The sequence below is a fragment of the Bradyrhizobium sp. LA6.8 genome, from assembly GCF_040547935.1.
Lineage (GTDB): Bacteria > Pseudomonadota > Alphaproteobacteria > Rhizobiales > Xanthobacteraceae > Bradyrhizobium > Bradyrhizobium barranii.
This window is the reverse complement of record NZ_JBEPQQ010000002.1, coordinates 992,748-1,017,286: the sequence shown is the minus strand read 5'-3', so window position 1 is coordinate 1,017,286 and position 24,539 is coordinate 992,748. Positions and strand designations below refer to the sequence as shown.

Here is a 24,539-nt window from a genome sequence, read left to right as displayed (position 1 = left end):
GCTCTGACTGGAGGACTCTCAAAACATGTCCGTCGCACAACTGGCAGTCCTGGACACCGGCTCCAACCGGACACTTGCCGAACGTCTGATCGACCAGCTCGCCGACCGCATCGGCGGCCTCGGCGTCGAGCTCGCCGACATCGCCGGCAACGTCCAGGAAGTCGCAAACCGCGTCGCGAACCAGTCCGAACGGTTCCATCATCTCCAGGAGACGGCCGAGACGATGGTCTCGGCCAATCACGATATCGCCAACGCCTCACAAGCGGTGCAATCGACCGCATCGGCGGCGGTCGGCGAGATCGCGCAGTCGCGCGGCGCGGTCGACACCGCGGTCAGCCACATCTCCGAGCTCGTCGCGGCCGTGGAGCGGATCGAGGCGCGCTTGAGCGCCGTCGGCTCGGCGCTGGCGCAGGTGGCAAAAGTGTCCGGCTCGATCGAGGCGATCGCCAAGCAGACCAATTTGCTCGCGCTCAACGCCACCATCGAAGCGGCCCGCGCCGGCAATGCCGGCCGCGGTTTTGCGGTGGTGGCAAGCGAGGTCAAGAATCTCGCGGAGGCTACCCGTGCGGCCACGCATCAGATCTCCGACACCGTGCGCGATCTCGACGGCCAGATCGAAGGCCTGATCGGCGAGAGCAGCGACGCCTCGCAACGCGCCAAGACTGCCGGCGAAGGCGCCCAGCAGATCTCCGGCATCATCTCGCGGGTCCAGCAGGGTTTTGCCTCGGTGGAAGCGGAGATCGACAGCGTCACGCGCGCCGCGACCTCCAATCTCGGCCATTGCGACACGGTCATCAGCGAACTCAACGAGCTCGCCAAGGGCGTCGACCTGTCCTCGCGCGATCTCAAGAACGCCGATCAGCGCGTGACAAAACTGCTCGACACCTCCGAAGCGCTGATCGCAATGATCGCCGACAGCGGCGTGGAGACATCGGATGCGCCGCTGATCCGCGTCGTCGTCGAGACCGCAAAGCGGATCTCGGACGAGTTCGAGGCCGCAATCGACCGCAGCGAGATCACGCTCGACCAGCTCATGGACGAGAACTACCGGGAAATCCCCGGCACCGATCCCAAGCAATACAAGACCAGCTACGTCGACTTCACCGACCGCGTGCTGCCCGCCATCCAGGACCCGATCCAGAAGTCAGATCCCCGCATCGTGTTCTGCGTCGCCTGGGCCAAGGGCGGCTATCTGCCGACCCACAACCCGAACTACCGCCTCCCGCAGGGCAAGGATCCCGTCTGGAACAACGCCAATTGCCGCAACCGCCGCCTGTTCAGCGACCGCGCGGTGAAGAAGGTCGCGGCCAACACAAAACCGTTCCTGCTCCAGACCTATCGCCGCGACATGGGCGGCGGACAGTTCGTGCTGATGAAGGACCTGTCCTCGCCGATCGTGATCCGCGGCAAGCACTGGGGCGCCTTCCGGATGGGTTTTCGGCAGAGCTGACGACCGCCGCGACGGCCGCGCCCACGACCCTGAATCAAAAATCTGGAAAACAACCCCATGCACAGTAGCCGGGGCATGGGGAATCAATGGCTTACGCAAGCGGGCCAGGACGCAGTTTGACTCGTCGGGCAAAACAGGGGCATAATACTATTATTCCGAAATTTCCACTCTCCCCTTCCCTTCTCCCCTTGTGGGAGAAGGTGGCGCGAAGCGCCGGATGAGGGGTCTCTATCGGCGGGCAAAGCTGCTTCGGAATGAGAGGATCATGCGCGGAGACAGACCCCTCACCCGAGTGAGTCTGCGTCTACTGGCGTCGCTGCCCTCTCCCACAAGGGGAGAGGGCACAACAATGAGCCGTTGCGATTGATCACGTGCCCTGCGCGCGCCGTCGTCCGACTTTCCCAATCGCACGAATTTCGTCATCGCATGAATTTCCGCATTCGCACGATCATCTGCGGCGATCAACGATGCGTGCGACGAAAATGCGTCAAAACATGACGATTATCATATCAATTAGCCCAATTCCGCTGCACCGATCGCCGCACAAATTCGTGAACGTCATGGCCTGACGCGTCGGCAGCGCAAATATGCATCGCCGGAAATTCTGGCGCTTCATCGTTTCGCATCAGTATGATTATTGTCGCGCACGAATTCGCCGACTAGATCGCCGCAAGCGATCAAGCGAGCAAGGGGATGCTTATGGCAACAACTCTCACCATCAACGGCGAAACCAAATCGTTCGACGCGCCGCCGGAAATGCCGCTGCTGTGGGTGCTGCGCGATATCCTCGGCATGACCGGCACCAAGTTCGGCTGCGGCATCGCGCAATGCGGTGCCTGCACGGTGCATGTCGACGGCAAGGCCGTGCGCTCCTGCGTCCTGCCGGTCAGCGCGGTTGCGAACCGCGCCATCACCACCATCGAACATGTCGGCAATACGCCCGCAGGCGCGAAGGTGCAGAAAGCCTGGCTCGATCTCGAGGTGGTCCAGTGCGGCTATTGCCAGTCCGGCCAGATCATGGCGGCCGCCGCTCTACTGGCAACCACCTCTCATCCGGATGATTCCGACATCGACGCCGCGATGGCTGGCAACATCTGCCGCTGCGGCACCTATGTCCGCATCCGCGAGGCCATCAAGCAAGCGGCCTCCGGCCGGCAGTCGTGAGGTCCGCCATGAATGCACACAACAACGTCTCCCGCCGCGCGCTGCTGACCGGCGGTCTCGCCACCGGCGTCCTGCTCGCCTTCCATCTGCCGCTGCGCGCCGCCGTCAACGAGCCGGAGCAGCCGAAGGATACGACCGACGGCAAGTTCGCGCCCAACGCCTTCATCCGTATCGACGAGACCGGCCAGACCACGCTGATCATGCCGCAGGTGGAGATGGGTCAGGGCATCTACACCTCGATCTCGATGGTTCTGGCCGAAGAGCTCGACGCCGATTGGGCAAAGGTCGGGGTGTTGCACGCGCCGCCAAACGACAAGTTCTACGCCAATCCCGCCTTCGGACTGCAGGCGACGGGTGGTTCGACCTCGATCCGCGCCTGGTGGAAGCCGCTACGCGAAGCGGGTGCCAGCGCGCGGGCGATGCTGGTGCAGGCCGCCGCAGCGCAATGGCAGGTCGAGCCTGCGAGCTGCACGACGTCGAAAGGCGAGGTCGCGCATGCGGCGAGCGGCCGCAAGCTCGGCTATGGCGCGCTGGCGCTGGCGGCACAGAGCCAGACACCGCCGAAGGATGTCCCGGTCAAGGACCCCAAGGACTTCGTCCTCATAGGCCAACCGCTGAAGCGGCTGGATACACCGGACAAGGTCAACGGCAAGGTCGTCTATGGCATCGACGCGATCCTGCCCAACATGAAGATTGCCGCGATCGCCAATTGCCCGGTGTTCGGCGGCAAGGTCGGCAAGGTCGATGACAGCGCAGCGATGAAAGTCGCCGGCGTGCGCAAGGTCGTCGTGCTCGACGACGCCGTCGCCGTGATCGGCGATCACATGTGGGCGGCCAAGAAGGGTCTCGAAGCGCTCAAGATCGAGTGGAACGAAGGACCGAACGCCAAGATCTCCACCAAGGACATCTGGGACGATTTACGCAAGGCCAGCGAGAAGGATGGCGCGATCGCGAAATCCGTCGGCGACATCGCCAAGGGGCTTGCCAGCGGAGACAAGTTCGAGGCGAGCTTCGAACTGCCGTTCCTCGCGCATGCCTCGATGGAGCCGATCAACGCCACCGTTCACGTCAGGCCGGATGCCTGCGAGATCTGGACCGGCACACAAATCATGACGCGCGTGCAGTCGGAGGCGGCGAAGGCCGCCGGCCTTCCCGTCGAGAAGGTGATCGTCAACCAGCACCTGCTCGGCGGCGGTTTCGGCCGCAAGCTCGAACCCGACATGGTGGTTGCGGCGGTCAAGATCGCCAAGCAGGTCGACTATCCCGTCAAGGTGATATGGACCCGCGAGGAGGACATCCAGCACGACGTCTACCGCCCGGTCTATCGCGACCAGGTCAATGCGACCCTGGTCGACGGCAAGGTGGCGGCCTGGAAGTACAAGATCGCAGGTTCTGCGGTGATTGCCCGCTGGCTGCCGCCAGCGTTCCAGAAGGGCGTCGATATCGACGCGGTCGACGCCGCCGTGGAGACGCCCTACGACTTTCCCAACTTCCACGTCGAATATGTCCGTGCCGAGCCACCGGCTGTGCCGACCGGCTTCTGGCGCGGTGTCGGCCCGAACAACAACGTGTTCGCGTTCGAATGCGCGCTGGACGAGCTCGCGCGCAAGGCCGGCAAGGATCCGGTCGAATTCCGAAGGTCGATGCTGACCAAGACTCCGCGTGCGCTCGCGGTGCTCAACCTTGCCGCGGAGAAATCCGGCTGGGGCCAACCGCTGCCGGCCCGGGTTGGCCGTGGCGTCTGCCTGCAGCCATCGTTTGCGAGCTTCCTCGCAACTGTTGTGGAAGCCGAGATCGACGACATCGGCGAGATCACGCTGCGCCGCATCACCTCGGTGGTCGACACCGGCATTGCGGTCAACCCCGATACGATCAAGGCGCAGATCGAGGGCGGGCTGATCTTCGGCCTCACCGCCGCGCTCTATGGCGAGATCACCATCGACAAGGGCCGCGTACAGCAGTCGAACTTCCACGACTACCGCATGATGCGCATCAACGAGACGCCGAAGATCGAGGTCATCGTGGTCAAGAGCGGCGAAGCGCCCGGCGGCATCGGCGAAGCCGGCGTCAATGCCGGACCACCGGCGCTGCGCAACGCGATTTACGCCGCAACCGGCGTGGCGCTGCGGCGCCTGCCGATCGACCGGAAACTTCTGGCTGCGGGGAAGAAGGCATGAGTGGCAAGATGCGTATCCTCACAAGCCTGGTCGTGATCGCCATCGTGGTGGCGGCGCTCGGCGTCTGGATCATCCGCGGGCCCGGCCCGCTCGACTTCGCCGACGGCACCAAAGTGGCGCTGGCGGATTATCGCGCGGGCAAGCCGACCGGCGTACCGGCCAAGCTGGAGAAAGCGAGTGTGGTCGAGCGCGGCGAGTATCTCGCCAAGGCGGCCGACTGCATGGTCTGCCACACCAAGGCCGGCGAGAAGGAATATTCCGGCGGGCTCGGCTTCAAGCTGCCGTTCGGCACGCTCTATTCGACCAACATCACGCCGGACAAGGACACCGGCATCGGCAATTACAGCGACCAGGATTTCCTCAACGCGGTCCAGCGCGGCACGCGTCATGACGGCGCGCGGCTCTATCCGGCCATGCCCTACACGTCCTACACCTACATGACGGACGAGGACGTGCTGGCGGTGAAGGCGTATCTGTTCAGCCTGCCGGCCGTGCGCGCGAAAGCGCCCGACAACACGCTGTCGTTCCCGTTCAACCAGCGCTGGGCGATGATCTTCTGGTCGGCCGTGTTCAATCCGGACACGCGCTTTACGCCGGATACCTCGAAGAGCCCGGAGTGGAACAGAGGTGCGTATCTCGCCGAAGCGCTGGCGCATTGCGGCGAGTGCCACACGCCGCGCAATCTCGGCTTTGCGCTCGACAACCGCAAGAAGTTCGGCGGCGCGATCACGGCCGGCTGGCGCGCTTTCAACATCTCCTCCGACAAGGCCACCGGCCTCGGCAATTGGCGCGACGAGGATCTGATCTCGTATCTCTCGCTCGGCCACGCGCCGGGCCACGGCTCGGCCTCGGGTCCGATGGGCGAAGCGGTCGATCGCAGCTTCAGCCAGTTCGCTCCCGAAGACATCCGCGCGGTCGTCGCCTATCTGCGCAGCGTGCCGCCGGTGGCCTCGCCCGACCTGCCTGCCACCACGGCGCCGGCCGCGCCCGCCTCGCACAAGGACGGCGTCACGGCCGACGCACGCGGCAAGATGGTGTTCGCCAGCGCCTGCGCCAGCTGCCACGGCTGGAGCGGCGAAAGCCCGGTCTCGCCGATGGCGACGCTGATCGGTAGCTGGGCCGTCAACGACCCCGCCGCCACCAACGTCGCGCAGATCGTGCTGTCAGGCACCAAGCGGCATACGCCGGACGGCGCGCTCTCGATGCCGGCGTTCGGCGATGCGTATAGCGACGACGAGATCGCGGCGGTGGCGAATTACGTCACGGCACGGTTCGGCACCAAGGGCTCGAAGCTGACGGCGAAGGATGTTGCGGAGCTGCGGGAGCAGACGGCGGAGTAGTGTACGACGAGATTGACGCGTGATCGCGCGCCAATCTCCGCCGTCGTCCCGGACAAGCGAAGCGCAGATCCGGGACCCATACCCACAGGGCGGGATTTGGCGAAGATTCGGTGTGGGAGCTGTGCCCCACACTACTCCCTGGGGTTATGGGTCCCCGCCCCCGTGCGCAATTGCGCACTAGGCGGGGGCGACACCGAGGATGTGGCGCCGCTTTCAGCTCAACCATAACATCGGCGCGGACGCTTCACCCGCCCGCGCCGATCTTCCCCCTCACGTAATCGCGATCGGACATCCGTTGCTTCCCGTCGCGCCCTTGATGGGCGCCGGGGTGAAGGAATAGACGAACTGATACTTCTTCTCGGCGATCAGATCGTCGAAGATCAGATTCTCGTGGTTGTGGATGCCGTGCTTGGTCTGCAGCTCGGCGTGGACCACGAAAGCGAGCGACTTGTCGGGATTGGGTACCACCTCGACCGCCCAGGTGTCGGCGCCGGTCAGCGCAAGATCCTTTTCGACCACCCACTTCGCAGCATCGAGGCCGATGCCCGGCTCGCCGCTGTTGAAGCGATCATTGTTCTTCATCCACAGCGAGCCCCAGCCGGTGTGGAACATGATCGCGTCGCCAGGCTTGATGTCGCTCTCGGGGATGTTCTGCTTCGCCAGCGCCGCCTTGATGTCAGCCGAGGTGATCTCCTGCCCCGCATCCATCATGCCGCCCTTGAGCGCGACCATGTCGAGCAGATGCGCGCGGGTGAAGATCGGCTTAAGCTTCTCGATGCCAAGCTTCTTGAGCCCGTATGCGTCGCTAATTTCTGCAGCTGTGAAGCCATTGTAGAATCGCATCTCGCTCTTGTCGCCGTCCTTGCCGAGCTGCACTCCAATATGGCCGAGGCCGTCGAACTGCGTACCGGTCTGGCCGATCTCGGTGGCCAGGAATTCGTCGTGATAGACCATCTTATTGTCACCGAACGGGCCGCCGGTCGGGCTGCCGGGAATGCGCAGTGCGAATATACGCGCACCAAACAGCGGCATGGCGGCTTCGTAGACGCGGCCGATCTTGTAGATCTTGCCGTCCTTGATCCATTTCGCCGCGTCGAGGACCTTCGCCGGGGTGATGTGGTTGGATGCGCCGGACTCGTCATCCTTACCCCATTTCGATGGCCACCAGGGCTTGTCGGTGCCCTTGGGCATGGAGGTTGCAGTCTGCGCCTGGGCCTCACTGATCGGTGCAAGCGCGAACTTGCCGTGCATCGAGCCGGCGAGCGCGGCTCCAGCAACGCCGGCGATGCCCGCGGTGCGGAGCAGGGTCCGGCGATCCGTCGTGGAGCCGCCGCCGTCTTGATCTACGTTATTGATCTCGTTAGACATTCCACCCTCCCAGGTTGTGGTCAGAACAATGTCTGACTCTAAAATTGTTTCCGCTAGCCTCCTCCTCCGCTACGCTGTTGTCCAGCGACAAAAATAAGACGGCCGACGCGAGAGCTTCCCATGGGCCTGTTCGAAAGCGATAAATCCGCGCAGCGACTTCCGGTCTCGCTGATCACCGGCTTTCTCGGCAGCGGCAAGACCACGCTGCTCAATCGCCTGCTGCGCCACGACGACATGAAAGACAGCGCCGTCATCATCAACGAGTACGGCGAAGTCAGCCTCGACCATCTCCTGGTCGAACGCGTCGACGGCGAAGTCGCCGTGCTTGCGAGCGGATGCATCTGCTGCACCATCCGCAGCGACCTGGAGCAGACGCTGCGAGACCTTCTGGTGAAGCGGGACCGCGGCGAGATTCCGCCGTTCCGCCGTATCCTGGTCGAGACCACCGGGCTCGCCGACCCCGCGCCGATCGTGCAGCTTCTGCTCAACAATCCGCTCGTCTCGCACTTCCTGCGGCTCGACACGGTCGTGACCACGGTCGATGCGGTCAACGCGCCGCATCAGCTAGACCGGCAGTATGAGGCGGTGAAACAGGTGGCGTTGGCCGACCGGCTGTTGATCACCAAGAGTGACCTGGTCGAGGACATCGCGGCGCTTGAGCTGCGTCTGCGGCGGCTCAATCCCGGCGCCAGAATCGAAAGCGTCAGTCACGGCGAGATCGATCCCGCGCAGCTATTCGGCGCCGGCCTGATCGATCCCGAGCTGAAAAGGATAGACGTCGAGCGCTGGCTCAACGAGCGGGCCTTCGCGGAACCAGATGCGCACGCCGGCCATGCGCATCACGATCATCACGCGCACCATGATCATGGCCATCATGATCACGATGCGTCGATCGCGAGCTTCATGCTGGCGTTCGACGAGCCGCTCGACTGGATGGCCGTGACGCACTGGCTTGCGCATTTACGCAACGCGCGCGGCCAGGATCTGCTGCGGGTGAAGGGGATCCTCAATCTCCGTGACGAACCGACGCCGATCGTGATCCATGGCGTGCATCACGTCTTCCATCCGCCGGTGGCACTTGGTGGCTGGCCCGACAGCGATCGCCGATCGCGCATCGTGTTCATCACACGCGGCATCGCGCGTGCGGACGTGCTTGAGCTCTGGCAGGCGGTTCGCGCGGCAGCGTGAGGCGATTGATGCGCAGTTGCGCGCGTCAATTTCAACTGTCGTCCCGGACAAGCGAAGCGCAGATCCGGGACCCATACCCACAGGAAGCAGTTTTGCGAAGACTCGGAGTGGCCAGTCTAGCACCACAACTACTCCCTGGGGTTATGGGTCCCTGCGCCCCGTGCGCAATTGCGCACTAGGCGGGGACGACACCGAGGGTGTGGCGGCGTACTTCAGCTCAACCAGAATTTCGGCGTCGCCGGCTCCAGCCGGCCGCCGACGCGCACCGGCGCAATCTTTAGCGCAAGGCCCGTGGCATCATCCGTCTCGACCGCAACGCCGCTGAGCGTTGCAACACCAGCCGCCGGCTCGAACCGGCCGGATGGAATCCCCGACGTGAAGCGCCGCAGCGGTTCTTCCTTCTGCATGCCGATGATGGAATCGTAATCGCCGGTCATGCCGGCGTCGGTCATGTAGGCCGTGCCGCCCGACAGGATCTGGTGGTCGGCGGTCGGCACATGGGTGTGGGTGCCGACGACGAGGCTGGCGCGGCCGTCACAGAAGAAGCCGATGCCCTGCTTCTCGCTGGTCGCCTCGCAATGGAAGTCAACGACGATGGCGTCGGCGGCAACGCCGAGCGGGCAGGCACCAAGCTCGCGCTCGAGCGCGGCAAAGGGATCGTCGAACGGGGTCATGAAGACGCGGCCGAGCGCATTGACGACGAGCGCATGCTTGCCGTTCTTGGTCTCCACCAGCGCGGCGCCGCGGCCGGGCGTGCCGCGCGGGTAGTTCGTCGGCCGCACCAGGCGTTCGGCGCGCTCGATGAACACCAGGGCTTCACGCTGGTCCCAGGAGTGATTGCCGAGCGTCACCGCGTCGGCCCCGGCATCGAGAAACTCCTGATAGATCGCTTCCGTGATGCCGAAGCCGCCGGCGGAATTCTCACCGTTGACGACGACGAAATCGAGCGACCAGTCCTTGACCATGCCGGGCAGATATTCGGCGATGGCGTTGCGGCCGCTACGGCCGACGACATCACCCACGAAGAGAATGCGCAACTTCAGAACTCCGGAAATCGAACACGTCCGATTCCGTTAGCACATAATCCAGCGCGACGTCGTGCGATAGTGCCGGAACCGCCTTGATCTCCTGGGCTGCAAAAGCAAGCCCGATGCCGACGATCTGCTTGGTCTTGCGCAGATGCGCGAAGGTGTGGTCGTAGTGCCCCGCGCCATAGCCGATGCGATGGCCGAGACGGTCGAAGGCCGCGAGCGGCGTCAGCATGATGTCGGGGATGACTTCGGCCGCGGCCGGCGACGGCTCGGGAATGCCGAGCGGGCCGAGCATCAGGCGGTCGTTCGGATGGAAGATGCGGAAGATCAGCGACTGGCCGCGGGCGGTGACGCAGGGCAGCGCGAGCCTTGCGCCCGCCTCGGCGAGTGCCTTCATCAGCGGCAGCGGATCGATCTCGCTGCGGATCGGGGAATAGCCGGAGACGATGCTGCCGGGCAGCAGCGGGAACGGCAGCCCGCGCTTGGCGAGCTTTGCGGCGGCGGCGATGCGCTTCTTCTCGCTCAGCGCATCGCGCGCCGCGAGGGCTTTGGCACGGAGTTCGGCTTTCGAATTGGACATGCGCTTTGGTCCCCCACGTCATCACCCACCTTGTGCGCCCTTGCGCACTGGGGCGGGTGATCCAGTATTTCAGAGGCGGTGGTGATTCACACAAAGGCCGCGGCGTACTGAATGCGCCGGGCAAGCCGGAGCATGACATCTACCGAGCTGGCCGCAGTCGTTTCGACAAGCACAAACCAAGCAAAAAAGTGCGAAGCCGCGAACGCCGTTGAAGCACTCGATCCCGGAGTTCCCTACGAAAGTAGGTGGGCACCATATGTCCGAGCCCACGGGCCCGGCCAGGGACAGTTCCCTAAAGGATCGATAAGGCCCCGGGGATATATGGCTCCTGACGCACGTCGCAGCCTCGCCCGCGCAATGTAACAACGATACTGACGAACCGCCAGCCCAACGGGCGGTCCGCCCAAAATCAGCCGATCGCGATCCCGTTGCCCACCGTCCGGTTCAGGACCTGGGTCGACTTCTCGATGCGCTCGGCGGCGGCGTTGAGCGCATTCACCACGGCGGTCTGGGTCATCCGGGCGCGCTCGACGGCGGCGTTGCGGAAATCCCGGAGCTCAGTCAGCTCCTGCTCCATGGTGCGGACGCGGTTGCCAACGTCGACCAACTCGTCGCAGACGGTCAGCGCCGCCATCACGGTGAGCCTGGCATCACCGATCTCGCCGAATTTTCCGCGCAGCGACTGAATCCGCGTCTCCAGGCTTTCGGCGAGCTTGAGCAGCCGCACCTCCTGGCCCTCCTCGCAGGCCATGCGGTATTGCCGGCCGTTGATGGTGACGTTGATGTGGCTCATCCGTCCTCTCCGGTATCGAGCACCGAGCGTATCGTGACGATGGCGGAATCCAGCCGATCGGAGATTTCGCGATTGGTGCGCTCAAGCTTGCGCGCCTTCACCAGCGCGCCGTCGAGCTCATCGGCAAGCCGCGAGCGATCCGCGCCCAGTGCCTGGATTCGCGCCGCGAGCTCGTTCTCGTCGCGATCGGCATCGCGCCGCCGCTCCACCGCGCTTTCGAGCGCGTCGAGCGCCGCCATGAGTCTGCGGGTCGCGATCTCGATCTCGACGGCCGAGGACTCCGTCATGGCAGAGCTGTTTGAAACGCGATCGTTCATGCAGTCAGCGGCGGAACCTGTGGCCTTGCCCGTGGGGCTTGCCGTCCGGCAAAAGACTCGGTTCGGCAAGCGGTTAGAAGCAGAAATTTACGTGGCAAGCTAGCGGAGCGCAACGTCGCCGCGAAACTATGCACTGCTAAGCAACTTTTACGGCCAAACCGACGTTTGATTGCCTTGGACTCCCGGAACCGAGGTGCTATCCCAGCCCAACCTTCCGTGGCCGCCAGGCTCCCCCCACGCGGCCCGCACCACTGCCAAGCGCCTCATTTCAGACGGATTTCAGACATGACGCAAGTCGACCACAACCGCATGGCCAACGCGATCCGTGGCCTCTCGATGGACGCTGTCGAGAAGGCGAAATCGGGCCATCCCGGCCTGCCGATGGGCGCCGCGGACGTCGCCACCGTGCTGTTCACGCAATTCCTGAAATTCGACGCCGCAGTCACCGACTGGCCCGACCGCGACCGCTTCGTGCTCTCGGCCGGCCACGGCTCGATGCTGCTCTATTCGCTGCTGTATCTGACCGGCAATGCCGGCATGACGCTGGATCAGCTCAAGCAGTTCCGCCAGCTCGGCGGCTTGACCCCGGGCCATCCCGAGAACTTCCACACCAAGGGCATCGAGACCACCACCGGTCCGCTGGGCCAGGGCATCTCGACCGCGGTCGGCATGGCGCTCGCCGAGAAGATGCTGGCCGCCGAATTCAGCAAGAAGATCGTCGACCACCACACTTATGTGCTCGCCTCCGACGGCGACCTGATGGAAGGCGTGTCGCAGGAAGCGATCGCGATGGCCGGGCACTGGAAGCTCAACAAGCTGATCGTGCTCTACGACGACAACGGCATCTCGATCGACGGGCCGACCTCGATCTCCGATTCCGTCGACCAGGTGAAGCGCTTCAAGTCCGCGGGCTGGGCCGCCGAAAAGATCGACGGCCATGACCAGGCCGCTATCGCCGCAGCGATCACCCGCGCGCAAAAATCCAACAAGCCGACGCTGATCGCCTGCCGCACCACCATCGGCTTCGGCGCGCCGCACAAGGCCGGCACCGCGAAGGCGCATGGCGAGGCGCTCGGCGCCGACGAGCTCAAGGCCGCCAAGGAAAATCTCGGCATCTCGCTCGAGCCGTTCTCGGTGCCGGATGACGTGCTGAAGGCCTGGCGCGCAGCCGGCAGCCGTGGTGCTGCGGCACGACAGGAATGGGAGGGACGGCTCGGCGAGCTCGGCAGCCGCAAGCGCGCGGAGTTCGAGCGCCGTCTGCGCCACGAGCGTCCGGCCTCGCTCGCGAAGGCCGTGCGCGCGTACAAGAAGGAGCTGCTGGAAAAGCCGATGACTGCGGCGACCCGCAAATCCTCGGAAGCGGTAATCGAAGTCATTGCCGGCGCGATGCCGATGGAATTTCTTGCCGGCTCGGCCGACCTCACCGGCTCCAACAACAACAAGGCGAAGTCGGCGACCGCCTTCTCCGCCAAGACGCCGAAGGGCCGCTTCATCCATTACGGCATCCGCGAGCACGGCATGTGCGCCGCCATGAACGGCATCTTCCTGCACGGCGGCTTCGCGCCGAACGGCGCGACCTTCCTGGTGTTCACCGACTATGCGCGTCCCGCGATGCGCCTTGCCGCGTTGATGGGCGCCGGCGTCGTCTACGTGATGACGCACGACTCCATCGGCCTCGGCGAAGACGGCCCGACCCACCAGCCGGTCGAGCATCTCGCCGCACTTCGCGCCATTCCGAACATGCGCGTGTTCCGCCCCGCCGACTCCATCGAGGTCGCCGAGTGCTGGGAGCTTGCGCTCAATCGTATCGACGGCCCGACCGTGCTGGCGCTGACGCGGCAGAACCTGCCGCAGCTCCGCACCAATGCGCCGAACGACATTCCCTGCGCGGCCGGCGCCTACGAGCTGGTCGCCGCCCAGGGCGAAGCCAAGGCAACGCTGTTCGCTTCCGGCTCCGAGGTCGAGATCGCGGTCGCCGCCCAGAAGCAGCTCGCCGAGCGCGGCATCGCGTCACGGGTGGTCTCGGTGCCCTCGCTCGAGCTTTTGTTAGCGCAACCAGAAGCCAAGCGTGCCGAGATCATCGGCAACGCGCCGGTGAAGGTCGCGATCGAGGCCGCAGTGCGCTGGGGCTGGGATGCCGTGATCGGCCAGGATGGCGATTTTATCGGCATGCATTCGTTCGGCGCGAGCGCGCCGGCGAAGGATCTTTACAAGCATTTCGGCATTACCGCCGAGGCTGCGGTTAACGCTGTGCTGAAGCGCGTTAGCTGAGAGTTGAGCTTGCCAAAAAAAAGGACTACGTAGTCTCTCATATGATCAAGCATCGCCCGGCCGAACCGGGCGTCCGCCCTAAAAAACCCTCGCAGGCGCGCTAAGCGCGTTGTGCGGGATGATTGGGGTTATCGAACACGTCATTGAACGGTCATAAGGAGATGAAACATGGCAGTCCGCGTCGGAATTAACGGTTTTGGCCGCATCGGCCGCAACATCCTGCGGGCTATTGCCGAGTCCGGCCGCAAGGACATCGAGGTCGTCGGCATCAACGACCTCGGCCCGGTCGAGACCAACGCGCACCTCCTTCGCTTCGACAGCGTCCATGGCCGCTTCCCCGGCACCGTGACCGTCGATGGCGACTCCATCAACCTCGGCGGCGGCAAGATCAAGGTGACCGCCGAGCGCGATCCCTCGAAGCTGCCCTGGAAGGATCTCGGCGTTGACATCGCGATGGAATGCACCGGCATCTTCACCGCGAAGGACAAGGCGTCCGCGCATCTCACCGCCGGCGCCAAGCGCGTTCTCGTTTCCGCGCCCGCCGACGGCGCCGACGCCACCATCGTCTACGGCGTCAACCACGACACGCTGACCAAGGATCACCTGGTCGTCTCCAACGGCTCCTGCACCACCAACTGCCTCGCGCCGGTCGCCAAGGTGCTGAACGACCTGGTCGGCATCGAGACCGGCTTCATGACCACGATCCACGCCTACACCGGCGACCAGCCGACGCTCGACACCATGCACAAGGACCTCTATCGCGGCCGTGCGGCGGCGATGTCGATGATCCCGACCTCGACCGGCGCCGCCAAAGCGATCGGCCTCGTGCTGCCCGAGCTGAAGGGCAAGCTCGACGGCGTCTCGATCCGCGTGCCGTCCCCGAACGTCTCGGTCATCGACCTCAAGATCGTCGCCAAGCGCGCCACCGACGCCAAGGAAATCAACGCGGCGATGAAGCGGGCCTCCGAGCAGCAGCTCAAGGGCATTCTCGGCTATACCAATCAGCCGAACGTCTCGATCGACTTCAACCACGATCCGCACTCCTCGACCTTCCACGAGGACCAGACCAAGGTGCAGAACGGCACGCTGGTGCGTGTGATGTCCTGGTACGACAACGAGTGGGGCTTCTCGAACCGCATGGCGGACACCGCCGTCGCGTTCGCGAAGGTGATCTAACTCCGCTCTCGTGTCCCGGACGCGATGCAGCGTGAAACGCTGCGTCGCAGATCCGGGACCCATGTCCCTCCAGCGTAGGTCCCGGTTCTGCACGGCGGCACTCCGCGCCGCTATGCGCCCGGGACGAGAGAGTGTCCGATGACCGACAAATTCCGCACCCTCGACGACGTCGATGTGAAGGGCAAGCGCGTGCTGCTGCGCGTCGATCTCAACGTGCCCATGGACAACGGGCGCGTCAGCGACGCGACCCGGCTCGAGCGCGTTGCGCCGACCATCACCGAAATCTCGGACAAGGGCGGCAAGGTCATCCTGCTCGCGCATTTCGGCCGGCCGAAGGGACGCGACCTCAAGGAGTCGCTCAAGCCGGTTGCTGAAGCGCTGTCGAAGGTCGTGAACAGGCCCGTCGCCTTCGCGGACGACTGCGTCGGCGAGCCCGCGGCCACGGCCGTGGCGGCGCTGAAGGATGGCGACATCCTGTGCCTGGAAAATACCCGCTTCCACAAGGAAGAGGAAAAGAACGATCCCGCCTTCGTCGCGGAGTTGGCGAAACTCGGCGACATCTGGGTCAATGATGCCTTCTCGGCCGCGCACCGCGCCCATGCCACGACCGAAGGCCTCGGCCACAAGCTGCCGGCCTATGCCGGCCGCACCATGCAGGCCGAGCTCGTCGCGCTAGAGAAGGCGCTGGGCTCGCCGACCAAGCCCGTCATCGCGATCATCGGCGGCGCCAAGGTCTCGACCAAGATCGACCTGCTCGAAAACCTCGTCACCAAGGTAGACGCGCTCGTGATCGGCGGCGGCATGGCCAACACCTTCCTGCACGCCCAGGGCGTTGGGATCGGCAAGTCGCTAGCCGAGAAGGATCTCGCCGCGACGGCGATCCGCATCATGGAGAAGGCGGAAGCCGCCAATTGCGCGATCATCCTGCCGGTCGACGCCACCGTCGCCTATCATTTCGCGGCGAACGCGCCCTCGCATGCCTACGGGCTCGATGCGATCCCGGCCGACGGCATGATCCTCGACGTCGGCCCGCAATCGATCGCGCGTGTCCACGCCGCCATCGACGACGCCGCCACGCTGGTCTGGAACGGACCGCTCGGCGCCTTCGAGATGCAGCCGTTCGACCGCGGAACCGTGTCGGCCGCCAAGCATGCCGCCGAGCGCACCAAGGCCAAGAAGCTGATCTCGATCGCGGGCGGCGGCGACACGGTCGCGGCCCTCAACCAGGCCCATGTGGCCGGTCAGTTCACCTATGTCTCGACCGCCGGTGGCGCATTTCTTGAATGGATGGAAGGCAAGCCCCTTCCCGGCGTCGAAGTTCTGCGCACCAAGTAATCAGTCGGCCTTTTAAGTCGGCCTTGCAGGCCCAAACCGGAGAAAAAGACAGATGGCTCGGATCACGTTACGTCAATTGCTCGACCATGCAGCGGAGAACGATTACGGCGTACCGGCCTTCAACATCAACAACATGGAGCAGGCGCTGGCGATCATGGACGCGGCCAACACGGTCGACGCGCCCGTCATCATCCAGGCCTCGCGCGGCGCGCGCTCCTACGCCAACGACATCATGCTCAAGCACATGATGGACGCGGTCACCGAAATCTATCCGCACATCCCGGTTTGCGTGCATCTCGACCACGGCAACGAGGCTGCGACCTGCATGACCGCGATCCAGGCCGGCTTCACCTCCGTCATGATGGACGGCTCGCTCAAGGCCGACGGCAAGAGCCCGGCCGACTGGACCTACAATGTCGGTGTCACCAAGACCGTGACCGACATGGCCCATCTCGGCGGCATCTCGGTCGAGGGTGAGCTCGGCGTGCTCGGCTCGCTCGAGACAGGCATGGGTGACAAGGAAGACGGCCACGGCGCCGAAGGCAAGCTGAGCCACGACCAGCTCCTGACCAATCCGGACGAGGCCGTGAAGTTCGTCCAGGAGACCAAGGTGGACGCGCTCGCGATCGCGATGGGCACCTCGCATGGCGCCTACAAATTCACCCGCAAGCCCGACGGCGACATCCTGGCCATGAAGGTGATCGAGGAGATCCACCGCAAGCTGCCGAACACGCATCTCGTGATGCACGGCTCCTCGTCGGTGCCGCAGGACCTCCAGGACATCATCAACGAGTTCGGCGGCAAGATGAAGCCGACCTGGGGCGTTCCGGTCGCCGAGATCCAGCGCGGCATCAAGAACGGCGTGCGCAAGATCAACATCGACACCGACAACCGCATGGCCATGACCGGCCAGATCCGCAAGGTGTTCAAGGAGCACCCGGAAGAGTTCGACCCGCGCAAGTACCTGAAGCCCGCCATGGAAGCGATGACCAAGCTGTGCAAGCAGCGGCTCCAGGAGTTCAATACCGCAGGCCAGGCCTCCAAGTTCAAGAAGGTCCTGACCCCCGCCGAGATGGCCAAGCGCTACGCCAAGGGCGAGCTGGATCCGAAGGTGGCGTAAGGCCTTCAGCCACATCCTCCCGTCATTCCGGGACACGCGAAGCGTGGGCTATGATGCGCAATTGCGCATCTGAGAATCCATAACCACAGCTTGGGGTTATGGATTCCGGGCCTGCGCCTTTCGGCGCATCCCGGAATGACAGAGGGCCCCCCTTTACCCTGCGACGAACGTTAACTCGGCAATTGCCCGAGAACGGTCTATTTTCACAGGCAAGGGCAGAATCGTTTTGGGAGGACCTCTCGATGAATCTGACTGAGCTCAACAGGATCGCGACCGCCATGGTCGCGCCCGGCAAGGGCATCCTTGCCGCCGACGAATCCTCCGGCACCATCAAGAAGCGCTTTGACGCGATCGGGGTGGAATCGACGGAAGGCAACCGCCGCGACTATCGCGAGATGCTGTTCCGCTCCAGGGAGGCCATGAGCCAGTGCATCTCCGGCGTGATCCTCTATGACGAGACGATCTGGCAGGATGCGAAGGACGGCACGCCCCTGGTCAAGCTGATCGAACAGAGCGGCGCCATCCCCGGCATCAAGGTCGACGAGGGCACGCAAGCCTTGCCGATGTGCCCGGGCGAGCTCGTCACCGTCGGGCTCGACAAGCTCGCCGAGCGCCTGAAGAAATATTACGAGCGCGGCGCCCGCTTCGCCAAATGGCGCGCGGTGATCGATATCGGCAGCAGCATTCCCTCCATGACCGCGATCGGCGTCAACGCCCATGCGCTGGCCCGCTACGCAGCGCTGTGCCAGGCCGCGCAGATCGTGCCGATCGTCGAGCCTGAGGTGCTGATGGACGGCGATCACGACATCGACCGCTGCTATGAAGTGACGACCCGCGTGCTCAACAAGACCTTCCAGGAATTGCGCGTGCAGCGCGTCGCGCTCGAAGGCATGGTGCTGAAGCCGAACATGGCGATCTCTGGCAAGAAATGCGCGAAGCAGGCTCCCGTCGAGGAAGTCGCGGAGAAGACGATTCGGCTGCTGAAGGCCTGCGTGCCCGCGGCCGTGCCCGGCATCGCCTTCCTCTCCGGCGGCCAGTCGGACGAAGAGGCGACTGCGCATCTCAATGCCATGCACAAGCTCGGTCCGCTGCCCTGGGGCCTGACCTTCTCCTACGGCCGCGCGCTGCAGGCCGCGCCGCAGAAGGCCTGGTCCGGCAAGGCCGAGAATGTCGCAGCCGGCCAAAGTGCATTCAGCCATCGCGCCCGGATGAATGGTCTGGCGTCCAAGGGCGAATGGCAAAGCAGCCTGGAAAAGAAAGCAGCCTAGATCTTGTCGAACAAATCGCCTCCGCCGCGCCCGGCGCCGCGTCTCTATCTCGCGACGCCTGCCGTCGATGATCCCGCTGCGCTCGTCGCCGAGCTGCCGGGCCTGCTCGCTGCCGCCGACGTCGCGGCCGTGCTGCTGCGGCTGAAGGAGACCGACCAGCGCACCATGATCACGCGCATCAAGGCGCTGGCCCCACCGGTCCAGAAGGCGGGCGCCGCGCTGCTCGTTGAAGGTCATGCCGAACTGGTCGCACGTGGCGGCGCCGACGGCGCGCACCTACCCGGCATCGCGGCGCTGAAAGAGGCGCTGCCATCGCTCAAGCCCGATCGCATCGCCGGCGTCGGCGGGCTGACGACGCGGCACCATGCCATGGATGCGGGCGAGATCGGCGCGGACTACGTGCTGTTCGGCGAACCTGATGCAAAGGGCCAACGCCCGTCGTCCCAGGCGATCGCCGAGCGGCTGGATTGGTGGGCCGAGCTGTTCGAGCCGCCCTGCGTCGGCTTTGCCATCTCGCTCGAAGAGGCGCACGACTTCGCCGCCAGCGGCGCCGATTTCGTGCTGGTCGGCGATTTCGTCTGGTCCGATCCGCGCGGTCCCAAGGCCGCGCTGATCGAGGTCGACGCTGAGATCAAGAAGGCCCATGCGGCTGCGCTTGCGGGTCAGGAGCACGGCTAGCGCCCGACATGAAGCTCCCGCGCATCACCATCCTGGCCACGCTGCTGCTGACGGCGCCCGCGGCCGCGCAGCTCCAGATCACGCCGCCGGTGGCCACGCCGAGCGCTGTGCCTGAGAAACAGAAGCCCAAGCCGCCTCCGGCCGCCAAGAAGAAGGAGGCCGCGCCGGCGCCAAAACCTTCGGCCTCGCCCAAGCCGGCCGCCTCGCCCAAGCCGGCGCTGCCCGCAACCGTGATCCCCGCACCGGCAACCGACAATCCCAATGTCGATCTGGTGTTCGGCGCCTATCAGCGCGGCCAGTACAAGACGGCGTTCGATCTTGCCACTGCCCGCGCAGAAGCGGGCGATCCCAAGGCGATGACCATGCTCGGCGAGCTCTATTCCAACGCCATGGGCATCCGCCGCGACTACGCCAAGGCGCTGGAATGGTACAAGCGCGCCTCCGATGCCGGCGACCGCGAGGCGATGTTCGCGCTCGCCATGCTGCGAATTTCCGGCCGCGGCGGCTCGGTCGACAAAGGCGAGGCGGTGAAGCTGATGGCGTCCGCCGCCAAGCTCGGCGAGCCCAAGGCGGCCTATAACCTCGCGCTGCTTTACCTCGACGGCCAGACCCTGCCGCAGGACGTCAAGCGGTCCGCCGAGCTGCTGCGTCAGGCCGCCGACGCCGGCCTGCCCGAGGCGCAATACGCGCTGGCGACCTTCTACAAGGAAGGCACCGGCGTGCCGAAGGACCCGGAACGCGCGGTGCGGCTGCTCCAGGCGGCTTCACTGGCGGACAATGTCGATGCCGAGGTCGAATATGCCATCGCCATGTTCAACGGCACCGGCACGGTGAAGAACCAGCCGGCCGCCGTCGCGTTGCTCCGCAAGGCCTCCCGCCAGGGCAGCGCGATCGCGCAGAACCGCCTGGCCTGGGTGCTGATCAACGGCATGGGCACGTCCGTGGACAAGGTCGAGGGCTTTAAATGGCACCTGGTGGCGAAAACCTCCGGCAAGGGCGATCCGGAGCTCGACAAGCAATTGTCCGACCTGCCGGCCGAGGACCGGGGCAAGGCCGAGGCCGCCGCCAGAAAATGGCTCGGGACCAAATGACTTGACGCAAAGGCCCTCGCAGGGCACCCCATCCTTCAAACAGGCGCGATTTCGCGCCATTTCCCCCGATCAAGACCAGAGCACATGCTGTATTCCGCCACTATCAACGTCATGGTCAAGGCCGCGCGCCGCGCCGGCCGCAGCCTCAAGCGCGATCTCGGCGAGATCGAGCATCTCCAGGTCTCGCTGAAGGGGCCGGCCAATTTCGTCTCGCTGGCCGACAAGCGCGCCGAGGAGATCCTCTACCAGGACCTCGCCAAGGCCCGCCCCGGCTACGGCTTCATCGGCGAGGAAGGCGGCACCCGCGAAGGCAGCGACAAGAGCCACACCTGGATCGTCGATCCGCTCGACGGCACCACCAACTTCCTGCACGGCATCCCGCAATTCGCCATCTCGATCGGTCTCGCCCGCGAGGGCACGATCATCGCTGGCGTGATCTACAATCCTGCCAATGACGAGCTCTACATCGCCGAGCGCGGCAAGGGCGCCTTCCTCAACGACCAGCGCCTGCGCGTCGCCGGCCGCCGCCAGCTCAACGAATGCGTGGTGGCCTGCGGCCTGCCCCATATCGGCCGCGGCGACCACGAGGAATTCCGCCGCGAGATGACCGCGATCCAGGACCGCGTCGCCGGCCTGCGCCGTTTCGGCGCCGCCTCGCTCGACCTCGCCTTCGTCGCCGCCGGCCGCCTCGACGGCTACTGGGAGCGCAACCTGCAATCCTGGGACATCGCCGCCGGCATGATCATGGTGCGCGAGGCAGGCGGCACGGTGAGCGACATCGCAACGCCGGGCGACGCGCTGGTGACCGGCCACGTCGTGTGCGGCAACGAGTTCGTGCACGGGGAGCTGGTGAAGATTTTGCGGAAGTAGGCTTAGGGCGAACCCTACGCTTCACACTCCGCCGTCATCACCCGCCTTGTGCGCACTAGCGCACTGGAGCGGGTGATCCTGTATTCCAGAGACGTTTGTTGGATACGGAAGGGCCGCGGCGTACTGGATGCCCCGCCTGCGCGGGGCATGACAGCTCGCCTTATGGCTTGACCGGCGCGGGCGGCCCATACGCCTCGCCGTCCTTCGCCGCAGCCGGCTCCCGATCCCCCGCGAGCACGCGCTGCACCGAGACGAAGAACACCGGCACCATCAGCAGCGCCAAAATCACCACCGCGATCATGCCGCCCATCACGATGCTGCCGAGCGCCTGCTGGCTGGCGCCGCCGGCGCCATGCGCGATCGCCATCGGCAGCACGCCGCAGATGAAGGCAAGGCCGGTCATCAGGATCGGGCGGAAGCGCAGGCGGCAGGCTTCGATGGTGGCTTCCACCAGTGGCTTGCCTGCCTTGCGCAGGTCCTTGGCGAACTCGATGATCAGGATCGCGTCCTTTGCCGCGAGGCCGATGATGGTGATCAGGCCGACGGTGAAATAGACGTCGTTGGGCAGGCCGCGCAGCATCGCCGCGGCCACCGCGCCGACGATGCCGAGCGGCACCGTGAGCAACACCGCGAGCGGAATGGTCCAGCTCTCGTAGAGCGCGGCAAGACACAGGAACACCACGAACACCGACAGCGCCAGCAGGAACGGCGCCTGCGAACCCGACAGTTTTTCCTGGAGCGACTGTCCGGTCCATTCATAGCCGAAGCCGCGCGGCAATTTGCCGGCAAGCCGCTCCATCTCGGCGATCGCGTCGCCCGAGGTGAAGCCGGGTTTCGCCTCGCCGGAGATGCGCACAGCGGGATAATAATTGAAGCCCGCGATCTGCGTCGGGCCGCGCGCCCATTCGACGGTGGCGAAGGAGGAGAACGGCACGAGCTGGCCACGGCTGTTCTTGACGTTGTAGTTGAGGATGTCCTCGGTCCGCATGCGGTCGCGCGCATCCGCCTGCACCACGACGCGCTGCATGCGGCCGCGGTTCGGAAAGTCGTTGATGTAGTTCGAGCCGAGATTGGTCGAGATCGTGTTGTTGATGTCCTCGAAGGTGACGCCGAAGGCGCCCGCCTTCTCGCGGTCGATCACGAGATTGACCACGCCGGCCTCGGGCAGGCCCTCGATATAGACCTTCTGCAGCACCGGGCTGGCATTGGCCTCCGCGATCAGCTGGTCGGCGGCGCGCATCAATGCCGGGTAGCCTTTCTGGCCGCGGTCCTGGAGGCGGAACGAGAAGCCCGAGGAGTTGCCGAGATTGTCGATCGGCGGCGGCTGGAGCGCAGAGATCTTTGCATCGCGGATCGACGACGACAGATCGCGGTTGATGTCGTTGACGATCGCAGCGGCAGAGTCCTTCGGCCCGCGCTCCGACCAGTCCTTCAGCGTGATGAAGGCCTGCGCGGTGTTCATGCCCTGACCGGAGAAGCTGAAGCCGGTGAGGAAGGTGACATCCTTCACACCCGGCCGCTCGGCGAGATATTTCTCGACCTTCTCGATGACGGCCTCGGTGCGGGGATACGACGAATCCGACGGCGTCTGCACGTCGGTGGTGACGAAGCCCTGGTCATCGATCGGCAGGAAGCCGCCGGGCAGGCTGACGAAGGCCCAGGAGAGACCAACCAGCAGCGCGACATAGACCAGCATCAGGCGGCCGGTCCGCTTCAGCGAGAAGCCGACGGTGCGGGAATAGCCCTCCTTGCCGCCTTCGAGCATGCGGTTGAACCAGCCGAACACGCCCCGCTTCGCATGGCCGTGGCCGGCCGCGACGGGCTTCAGAATCGTCGCGCACAGCGCCGGCGTCAGCGACAGCGCGAGGAAGGCGGAGAAGCCGATCGCGGCGACCATGGTCACCGAGAACTGGCGGTAGATGATGCCGACCGAGCCGGGGAAGAACGCCATCGGCACGAACACCGCCATCAGCACCAGCGTGATGCCGATGATGGCGCCCGATATCTGCGCCATCGCCTTCCGCGTCGCTTCCTTCGGCGGCAGGCCTTCCTCGGACATGATGCGTTCGACGTTCTCGACCACGACGATGGCGTCGTCGACGAGGATGCCGACCGCGAGCACCATGCCGAACATCGAGAGCATGTTGATGGAATAGCCGGCGAGCAGCAGCGTGGTGCACGCGCCCAAGAGCGCCACGGGCACCACGATGGTCGGGATGATGGTGTAGCGGATGTTCTGCAGGAACAGGAACATCACCACGAACACCAGCACTACGGCTTCGACCAGCGTGGTCAGCACCTTCTTGATCGAGGCCTCGACCACGGGCGTGATGTTGTAGGGGATCTCGTAGGAGATGTTGGCCGGGAAGAAGCGCGACAGCTCCTTCATCTTCTCCTCGACCGCGCCCGCGGTCGCCAGCGCGTTGCCGGTCGGCGACATCAGCACGGAGAGGCCCGCGGTCGGCTTGCCGTTCAGGCGCGTGTTGAACTGGTAGCTGAGGCCGCCGACCTCGATGCGTGCGACGTCGCGCAACCGCACGGTCGAACCGTCGGCATTGGCGCGCAGGATGATGGAACCGAATTCGTCCGGCGACGAGAGCTGGCCCTTGACCAGCACCAGCGAGGAGGTGCGCTGGCTCGAGGTCGACGGCTCGGCGCCGATGCTGCCCGAAGCGACCTGTGCGTTCTGCGCGGCGATCGCCTTGTTGACGTCGTCCGCGGTCAGCCCGTAGCCGACCAGCTTTGCCGGATCGACCCAGACGCGCAAGCTGCGTTCGGTCGAATAGAGCGTGGCCCGGCCGACGCCGGGGATGCGGCGGATCTCGCCGAGCACGTTGCGGATCATGAAGTCGCCGAGGCCGACTTCGTCGAGGCTGCCGTCGGTCGAGTTCAGCGTGATGATCTGGAGCACGGCGCTCGAGGCTTCCTCGATCAGGATGCCCTGCTGGATCACCGCGCGAGGCAGCCGCGCTTCCACGCGCTTGATGCGGTTCTGCACCTCGACGGAGGCGGCGCTGGTATCGGTGCCCGGCTGGAAATTGGCGATGATCTCGACCTGGCCGAGCGAGTCGCTGGTCGATTCGAAATTGAGGATGCCGGAGGCGCCGTTGAGCTCCTCCTCGATCAGCCGGGTGACGCTGTTGTAGAGGTTTTCGGGCGAGGCGCCGGGATAGCTGGTCGAGATCGAGATCGAGGGCGGCGCGATGATCGGATATTGCGCGATCGGCAGCAGCGGGACCGCGATCGCGCCGATCAAGCAGATGAACAGCGCAACCACCCAGGCAAAGATCGGCCTGTCGATGAAGAAACTCGCCATGGCGCG

The 24,539-nt window shown here is 64.9% G+C and carries 20 protein-coding genes and 1 other RNA gene; 14 read left to right on the top strand and 7 right to left on the bottom strand.

Annotated features, from left to right (window positions below; all coding sequences use genetic code 11):
- Positions 1-25 precede the first annotated feature (25 nt).
- From ABIA90_RS11855 to ABIA90_RS11840, 4 genes are all read left to right on the top strand, one after another.
- Entirely contained in the window at positions 26-1,450 is a 1,425-nt protein-coding gene (locus tag ABIA90_RS11855; protein WP_354120015.1) for a methyl-accepting chemotaxis protein, read from the top strand.
- Positions 1,451-2,149: 699 nt separating this feature from the next.
- The gene (locus tag ABIA90_RS11850) at positions 2,150-2,614 is read left to right on the top strand and encodes a (2Fe-2S)-binding protein (RefSeq protein ID WP_201266187.1); all 465 of its coding nucleotides are present in this window, start codon (positions 2,150-2,152) and stop codon (positions 2,612-2,614) included.
- Between the two features lie 8 nt (positions 2,615-2,622).
- Entirely contained in the window at positions 2,623-4,791 is a 2,169-nt protein-coding gene (locus tag ABIA90_RS11845; protein WP_354120014.1) for a xanthine dehydrogenase family protein molybdopterin-binding subunit, read from the top strand.
- Positions 4,788-6,131, top strand: coding sequence for a c-type cytochrome (locus ABIA90_RS11840; RefSeq protein ID WP_354120013.1), 1,344 nt, complete (start codon positions 4,788-4,790; stop codon positions 6,129-6,131). Before ABIA90_RS11845 ends, ABIA90_RS11840 begins: the two co-directional genes overlap by 4 nt.
- Positions 6,132-6,401: 270 nt before the next feature.
- Here ABIA90_RS11840 and ABIA90_RS11835 read toward each other — a convergent pair whose 3' ends face one another.
- Positions 6,402-7,499 (bottom strand): cyclase family protein, encoded by a 1,098-nt coding sequence (locus ABIA90_RS11835; protein WP_063981030.1) that lies wholly within the window; start codon positions 7,497-7,499, stop codon positions 6,402-6,404.
- 120 nt (positions 7,500-7,619) lie between these two features.
- Here ABIA90_RS11835 and ABIA90_RS11830 point away from each other — a divergent pair, with 120 nt between their 5' ends.
- A complete protein-coding gene (locus ABIA90_RS11830) occupies positions 7,620-8,687 on the top strand; it encodes a CobW family GTP-binding protein (protein ID WP_354120012.1) in 1,068 nt (355 codons plus the stop codon).
- Between the two features lie 212 nt (positions 8,688-8,899).
- On the opposite strand, the gene ABIA90_RS11825 is transcribed toward ABIA90_RS11830, so the two are convergent.
- The 5 genes from ABIA90_RS11825 to ABIA90_RS11805 form a co-directional block, all read right to left on the bottom strand.
- On the bottom strand, positions 8,900-9,724 hold the full coding sequence (locus ABIA90_RS11825) for a TIGR00282 family metallophosphoesterase (RefSeq protein ID WP_028150900.1): 825 nt from the start codon (positions 9,722-9,724) through the stop codon (positions 8,900-8,902).
- Positions 9,702-10,298 carry a 5-formyltetrahydrofolate cyclo-ligase gene (locus ABIA90_RS11820; protein ID WP_028150901.1) on the bottom strand — a complete coding sequence of 199 codons (597 nt, stop codon included), beginning with the start codon at positions 10,296-10,298 and terminating at the stop codon, positions 9,702-9,704. The genes ABIA90_RS11825 and ABIA90_RS11820 overlap by 23 nt, the downstream gene beginning before the upstream one ends.
- 189 nt (positions 10,299-10,487) lie before the next feature.
- Positions 10,488-10,648, bottom strand: a non-coding RNA gene (gene ssrS, locus ABIA90_RS11815) — 6S RNA.
- Positions 10,649-10,707: 59 nt separating this feature from the next.
- Complete coding sequence (locus tag ABIA90_RS11810) at positions 10,708-11,091, bottom strand: cell division protein ZapA (RefSeq protein WP_028150902.1); 384 nt, start codon at positions 11,089-11,091, stop codon at positions 10,708-10,710.
- Positions 11,088-11,408, bottom strand: coding sequence for a DUF4164 domain-containing protein (locus tag ABIA90_RS11805; RefSeq protein ID WP_020608063.1), 321 nt, complete (start codon positions 11,406-11,408; stop codon positions 11,088-11,090). The genes ABIA90_RS11810 and ABIA90_RS11805 overlap by 4 nt, the downstream gene beginning before the upstream one ends.
- Between ABIA90_RS11805 and ABIA90_RS11800 the strand changes: the two genes are divergently transcribed.
- The 9 genes from ABIA90_RS11800 to ABIA90_RS11760 all read left to right on the top strand — a co-directional run bounded on the left by ABIA90_RS11800 (position 11,329) and on the right by ABIA90_RS11760 (position 21,217).
- A complete protein-coding gene (locus ABIA90_RS11800) occupies positions 11,329-11,511 on the top strand; it encodes a hypothetical protein (protein ID WP_354120244.1) in 183 nt (60 codons plus the stop codon). The genes ABIA90_RS11805 and ABIA90_RS11800 overlap by 80 nt on opposite strands.
- A 182-nt stretch (positions 11,512-11,693) precedes the next feature.
- Positions 11,694-13,679, top strand: coding sequence for a transketolase (gene tkt / locus ABIA90_RS11795; protein WP_354120011.1), 1,986 nt, complete (start codon positions 11,694-11,696; stop codon positions 13,677-13,679).
- 168 nt (positions 13,680-13,847) lie between these two features.
- A complete protein-coding gene (gene gap, locus ABIA90_RS11790; RefSeq protein ID WP_354120010.1) occupies positions 13,848-14,855 on the top strand; it encodes a type I glyceraldehyde-3-phosphate dehydrogenase in 1,008 nt (335 codons plus the stop codon).
- A gap of 138 nt (positions 14,856-14,993) precedes the next feature.
- A complete protein-coding gene (locus ABIA90_RS11785) occupies positions 14,994-16,190 on the top strand; it encodes a phosphoglycerate kinase (RefSeq protein WP_354120009.1) in 1,197 nt (398 codons plus the stop codon).
- Between the two features lie 52 nt (positions 16,191-16,242).
- Complete coding sequence (gene fba, locus ABIA90_RS11780; protein ID WP_071916654.1) at positions 16,243-17,310, top strand: class II fructose-bisphosphate aldolase; 1,068 nt, start codon at positions 16,243-16,245, stop codon at positions 17,308-17,310.
- Positions 17,311-17,552: 242 nt separating this feature from the next.
- Positions 17,553-18,578, top strand: a complete 1,026-nt coding sequence (locus tag ABIA90_RS11775) for a class I fructose-bisphosphate aldolase (protein WP_354120008.1) — start codon at positions 17,553-17,555, stop codon at positions 18,576-18,578.
- A 3-nt stretch (positions 18,579-18,581) separates the two neighbouring features.
- Complete coding sequence (locus ABIA90_RS11770) at positions 18,582-19,256, top strand: thiamine phosphate synthase (RefSeq protein ID WP_354120007.1); 675 nt, start codon at positions 18,582-18,584, stop codon at positions 19,254-19,256.
- Between the two features lie 8 nt (positions 19,257-19,264).
- Entirely contained in the window at positions 19,265-20,347 is a 1,083-nt protein-coding gene (locus tag ABIA90_RS11765) for a tetratricopeptide repeat protein (RefSeq protein ID WP_354120006.1), read from the top strand.
- Positions 20,348-20,431: 84 nt separating this feature from the next.
- On the top strand, positions 20,432-21,217 hold the full coding sequence (locus ABIA90_RS11760; protein ID WP_166345114.1) for an inositol monophosphatase family protein: 786 nt from the start codon (positions 20,432-20,434) through the stop codon (positions 21,215-21,217).
- A 160-nt stretch (positions 21,218-21,377) separates the two neighbouring features.
- On the opposite strand, the gene ABIA90_RS11755 is transcribed toward ABIA90_RS11760, so the two are convergent.
- Entirely contained in the window at positions 21,378-24,533 is a 3,156-nt protein-coding gene (locus ABIA90_RS11755; RefSeq protein ID WP_354120005.1) for a multidrug efflux RND transporter permease subunit, read from the bottom strand.
- Between the last annotated feature and the right edge of the window lie 6 nt (positions 24,534-24,539).

Excerpts from the sequence above, each read along its gene's own strand:
- ABIA90_RS11855 (WP_354120015.1), top strand. The coding sequence starts at position 26 with ATGTCCGTCGCACAACTGGCAGTCCTGGACACCGGCTCCAACCGGACA.
- ABIA90_RS11850 (WP_201266187.1), top strand. The coding sequence starts at position 2,150 with ATGGCAACAACTCTCACCATCAACGGCGAAACCAAATCGTTCGACGCG.
- ABIA90_RS11845 (WP_354120014.1), top strand. The coding sequence starts at position 2,623 with ATGAATGCACACAACAACGTCTCCCGCCGCGCGCTGCTGACCGGCGGT.
- ABIA90_RS11840 (WP_354120013.1), top strand. The coding sequence starts at position 4,788 with ATGAGTGGCAAGATGCGTATCCTCACAAGCCTGGTCGTGATCGCCATC.
- ABIA90_RS11835 (WP_063981030.1), bottom strand. The coding sequence starts at position 7,499 with ATGTCTAACGAGATCAATAACGTAGATCAAGACGGCGGCGGCTCCACG.
- ABIA90_RS11830 (WP_354120012.1), top strand. The coding sequence starts at position 7,620 with ATGGGCCTGTTCGAAAGCGATAAATCCGCGCAGCGACTTCCGGTCTCG.
- ABIA90_RS11820 (WP_028150901.1), bottom strand. The coding sequence starts at position 10,298 with ATGTCCAATTCGAAAGCCGAACTCCGTGCCAAAGCCCTCGCGGCGCGC.
- ABIA90_RS11810 (WP_028150902.1), bottom strand. The coding sequence starts at position 11,091 with ATGAGCCACATCAACGTCACCATCAACGGCCGGCAATACCGCATGGCC.
- ABIA90_RS11800 (WP_354120244.1), top strand. The coding sequence starts at position 11,329 with ATGAGTCTGCGGGTCGCGATCTCGATCTCGACGGCCGAGGACTCCGTC.
- ABIA90_RS11805 (WP_020608063.1), bottom strand. The coding sequence starts at position 11,408 with ATGAACGATCGCGTTTCAAACAGCTCTGCCATGACGGAGTCCTCGGCC.
- tkt (WP_354120011.1), top strand. The coding sequence starts at position 11,694 with ATGACGCAAGTCGACCACAACCGCATGGCCAACGCGATCCGTGGCCTC.
- gap (WP_354120010.1), top strand. The coding sequence starts at position 13,848 with ATGGCAGTCCGCGTCGGAATTAACGGTTTTGGCCGCATCGGCCGCAAC.
- ABIA90_RS11785 (WP_354120009.1), top strand. The coding sequence starts at position 14,994 with ATGACCGACAAATTCCGCACCCTCGACGACGTCGATGTGAAGGGCAAG.
- fba (WP_071916654.1), top strand. The coding sequence starts at position 16,243 with ATGGCTCGGATCACGTTACGTCAATTGCTCGACCATGCAGCGGAGAAC.
- ABIA90_RS11775 (WP_354120008.1), top strand. The coding sequence starts at position 17,553 with ATGAATCTGACTGAGCTCAACAGGATCGCGACCGCCATGGTCGCGCCC.
- ABIA90_RS11765 (WP_354120006.1), top strand. The coding sequence starts at position 19,265 with ATGAAGCTCCCGCGCATCACCATCCTGGCCACGCTGCTGCTGACGGCG.
- ABIA90_RS11760 (WP_166345114.1), top strand. The coding sequence starts at position 20,432 with ATGCTGTATTCCGCCACTATCAACGTCATGGTCAAGGCCGCGCGCCGC.
- ABIA90_RS11755 (WP_354120005.1), bottom strand. The coding sequence starts at position 24,533 with ATGGCGAGTTTCTTCATCGACAGGCCGATCTTTGCCTGGGTGGTTGCG.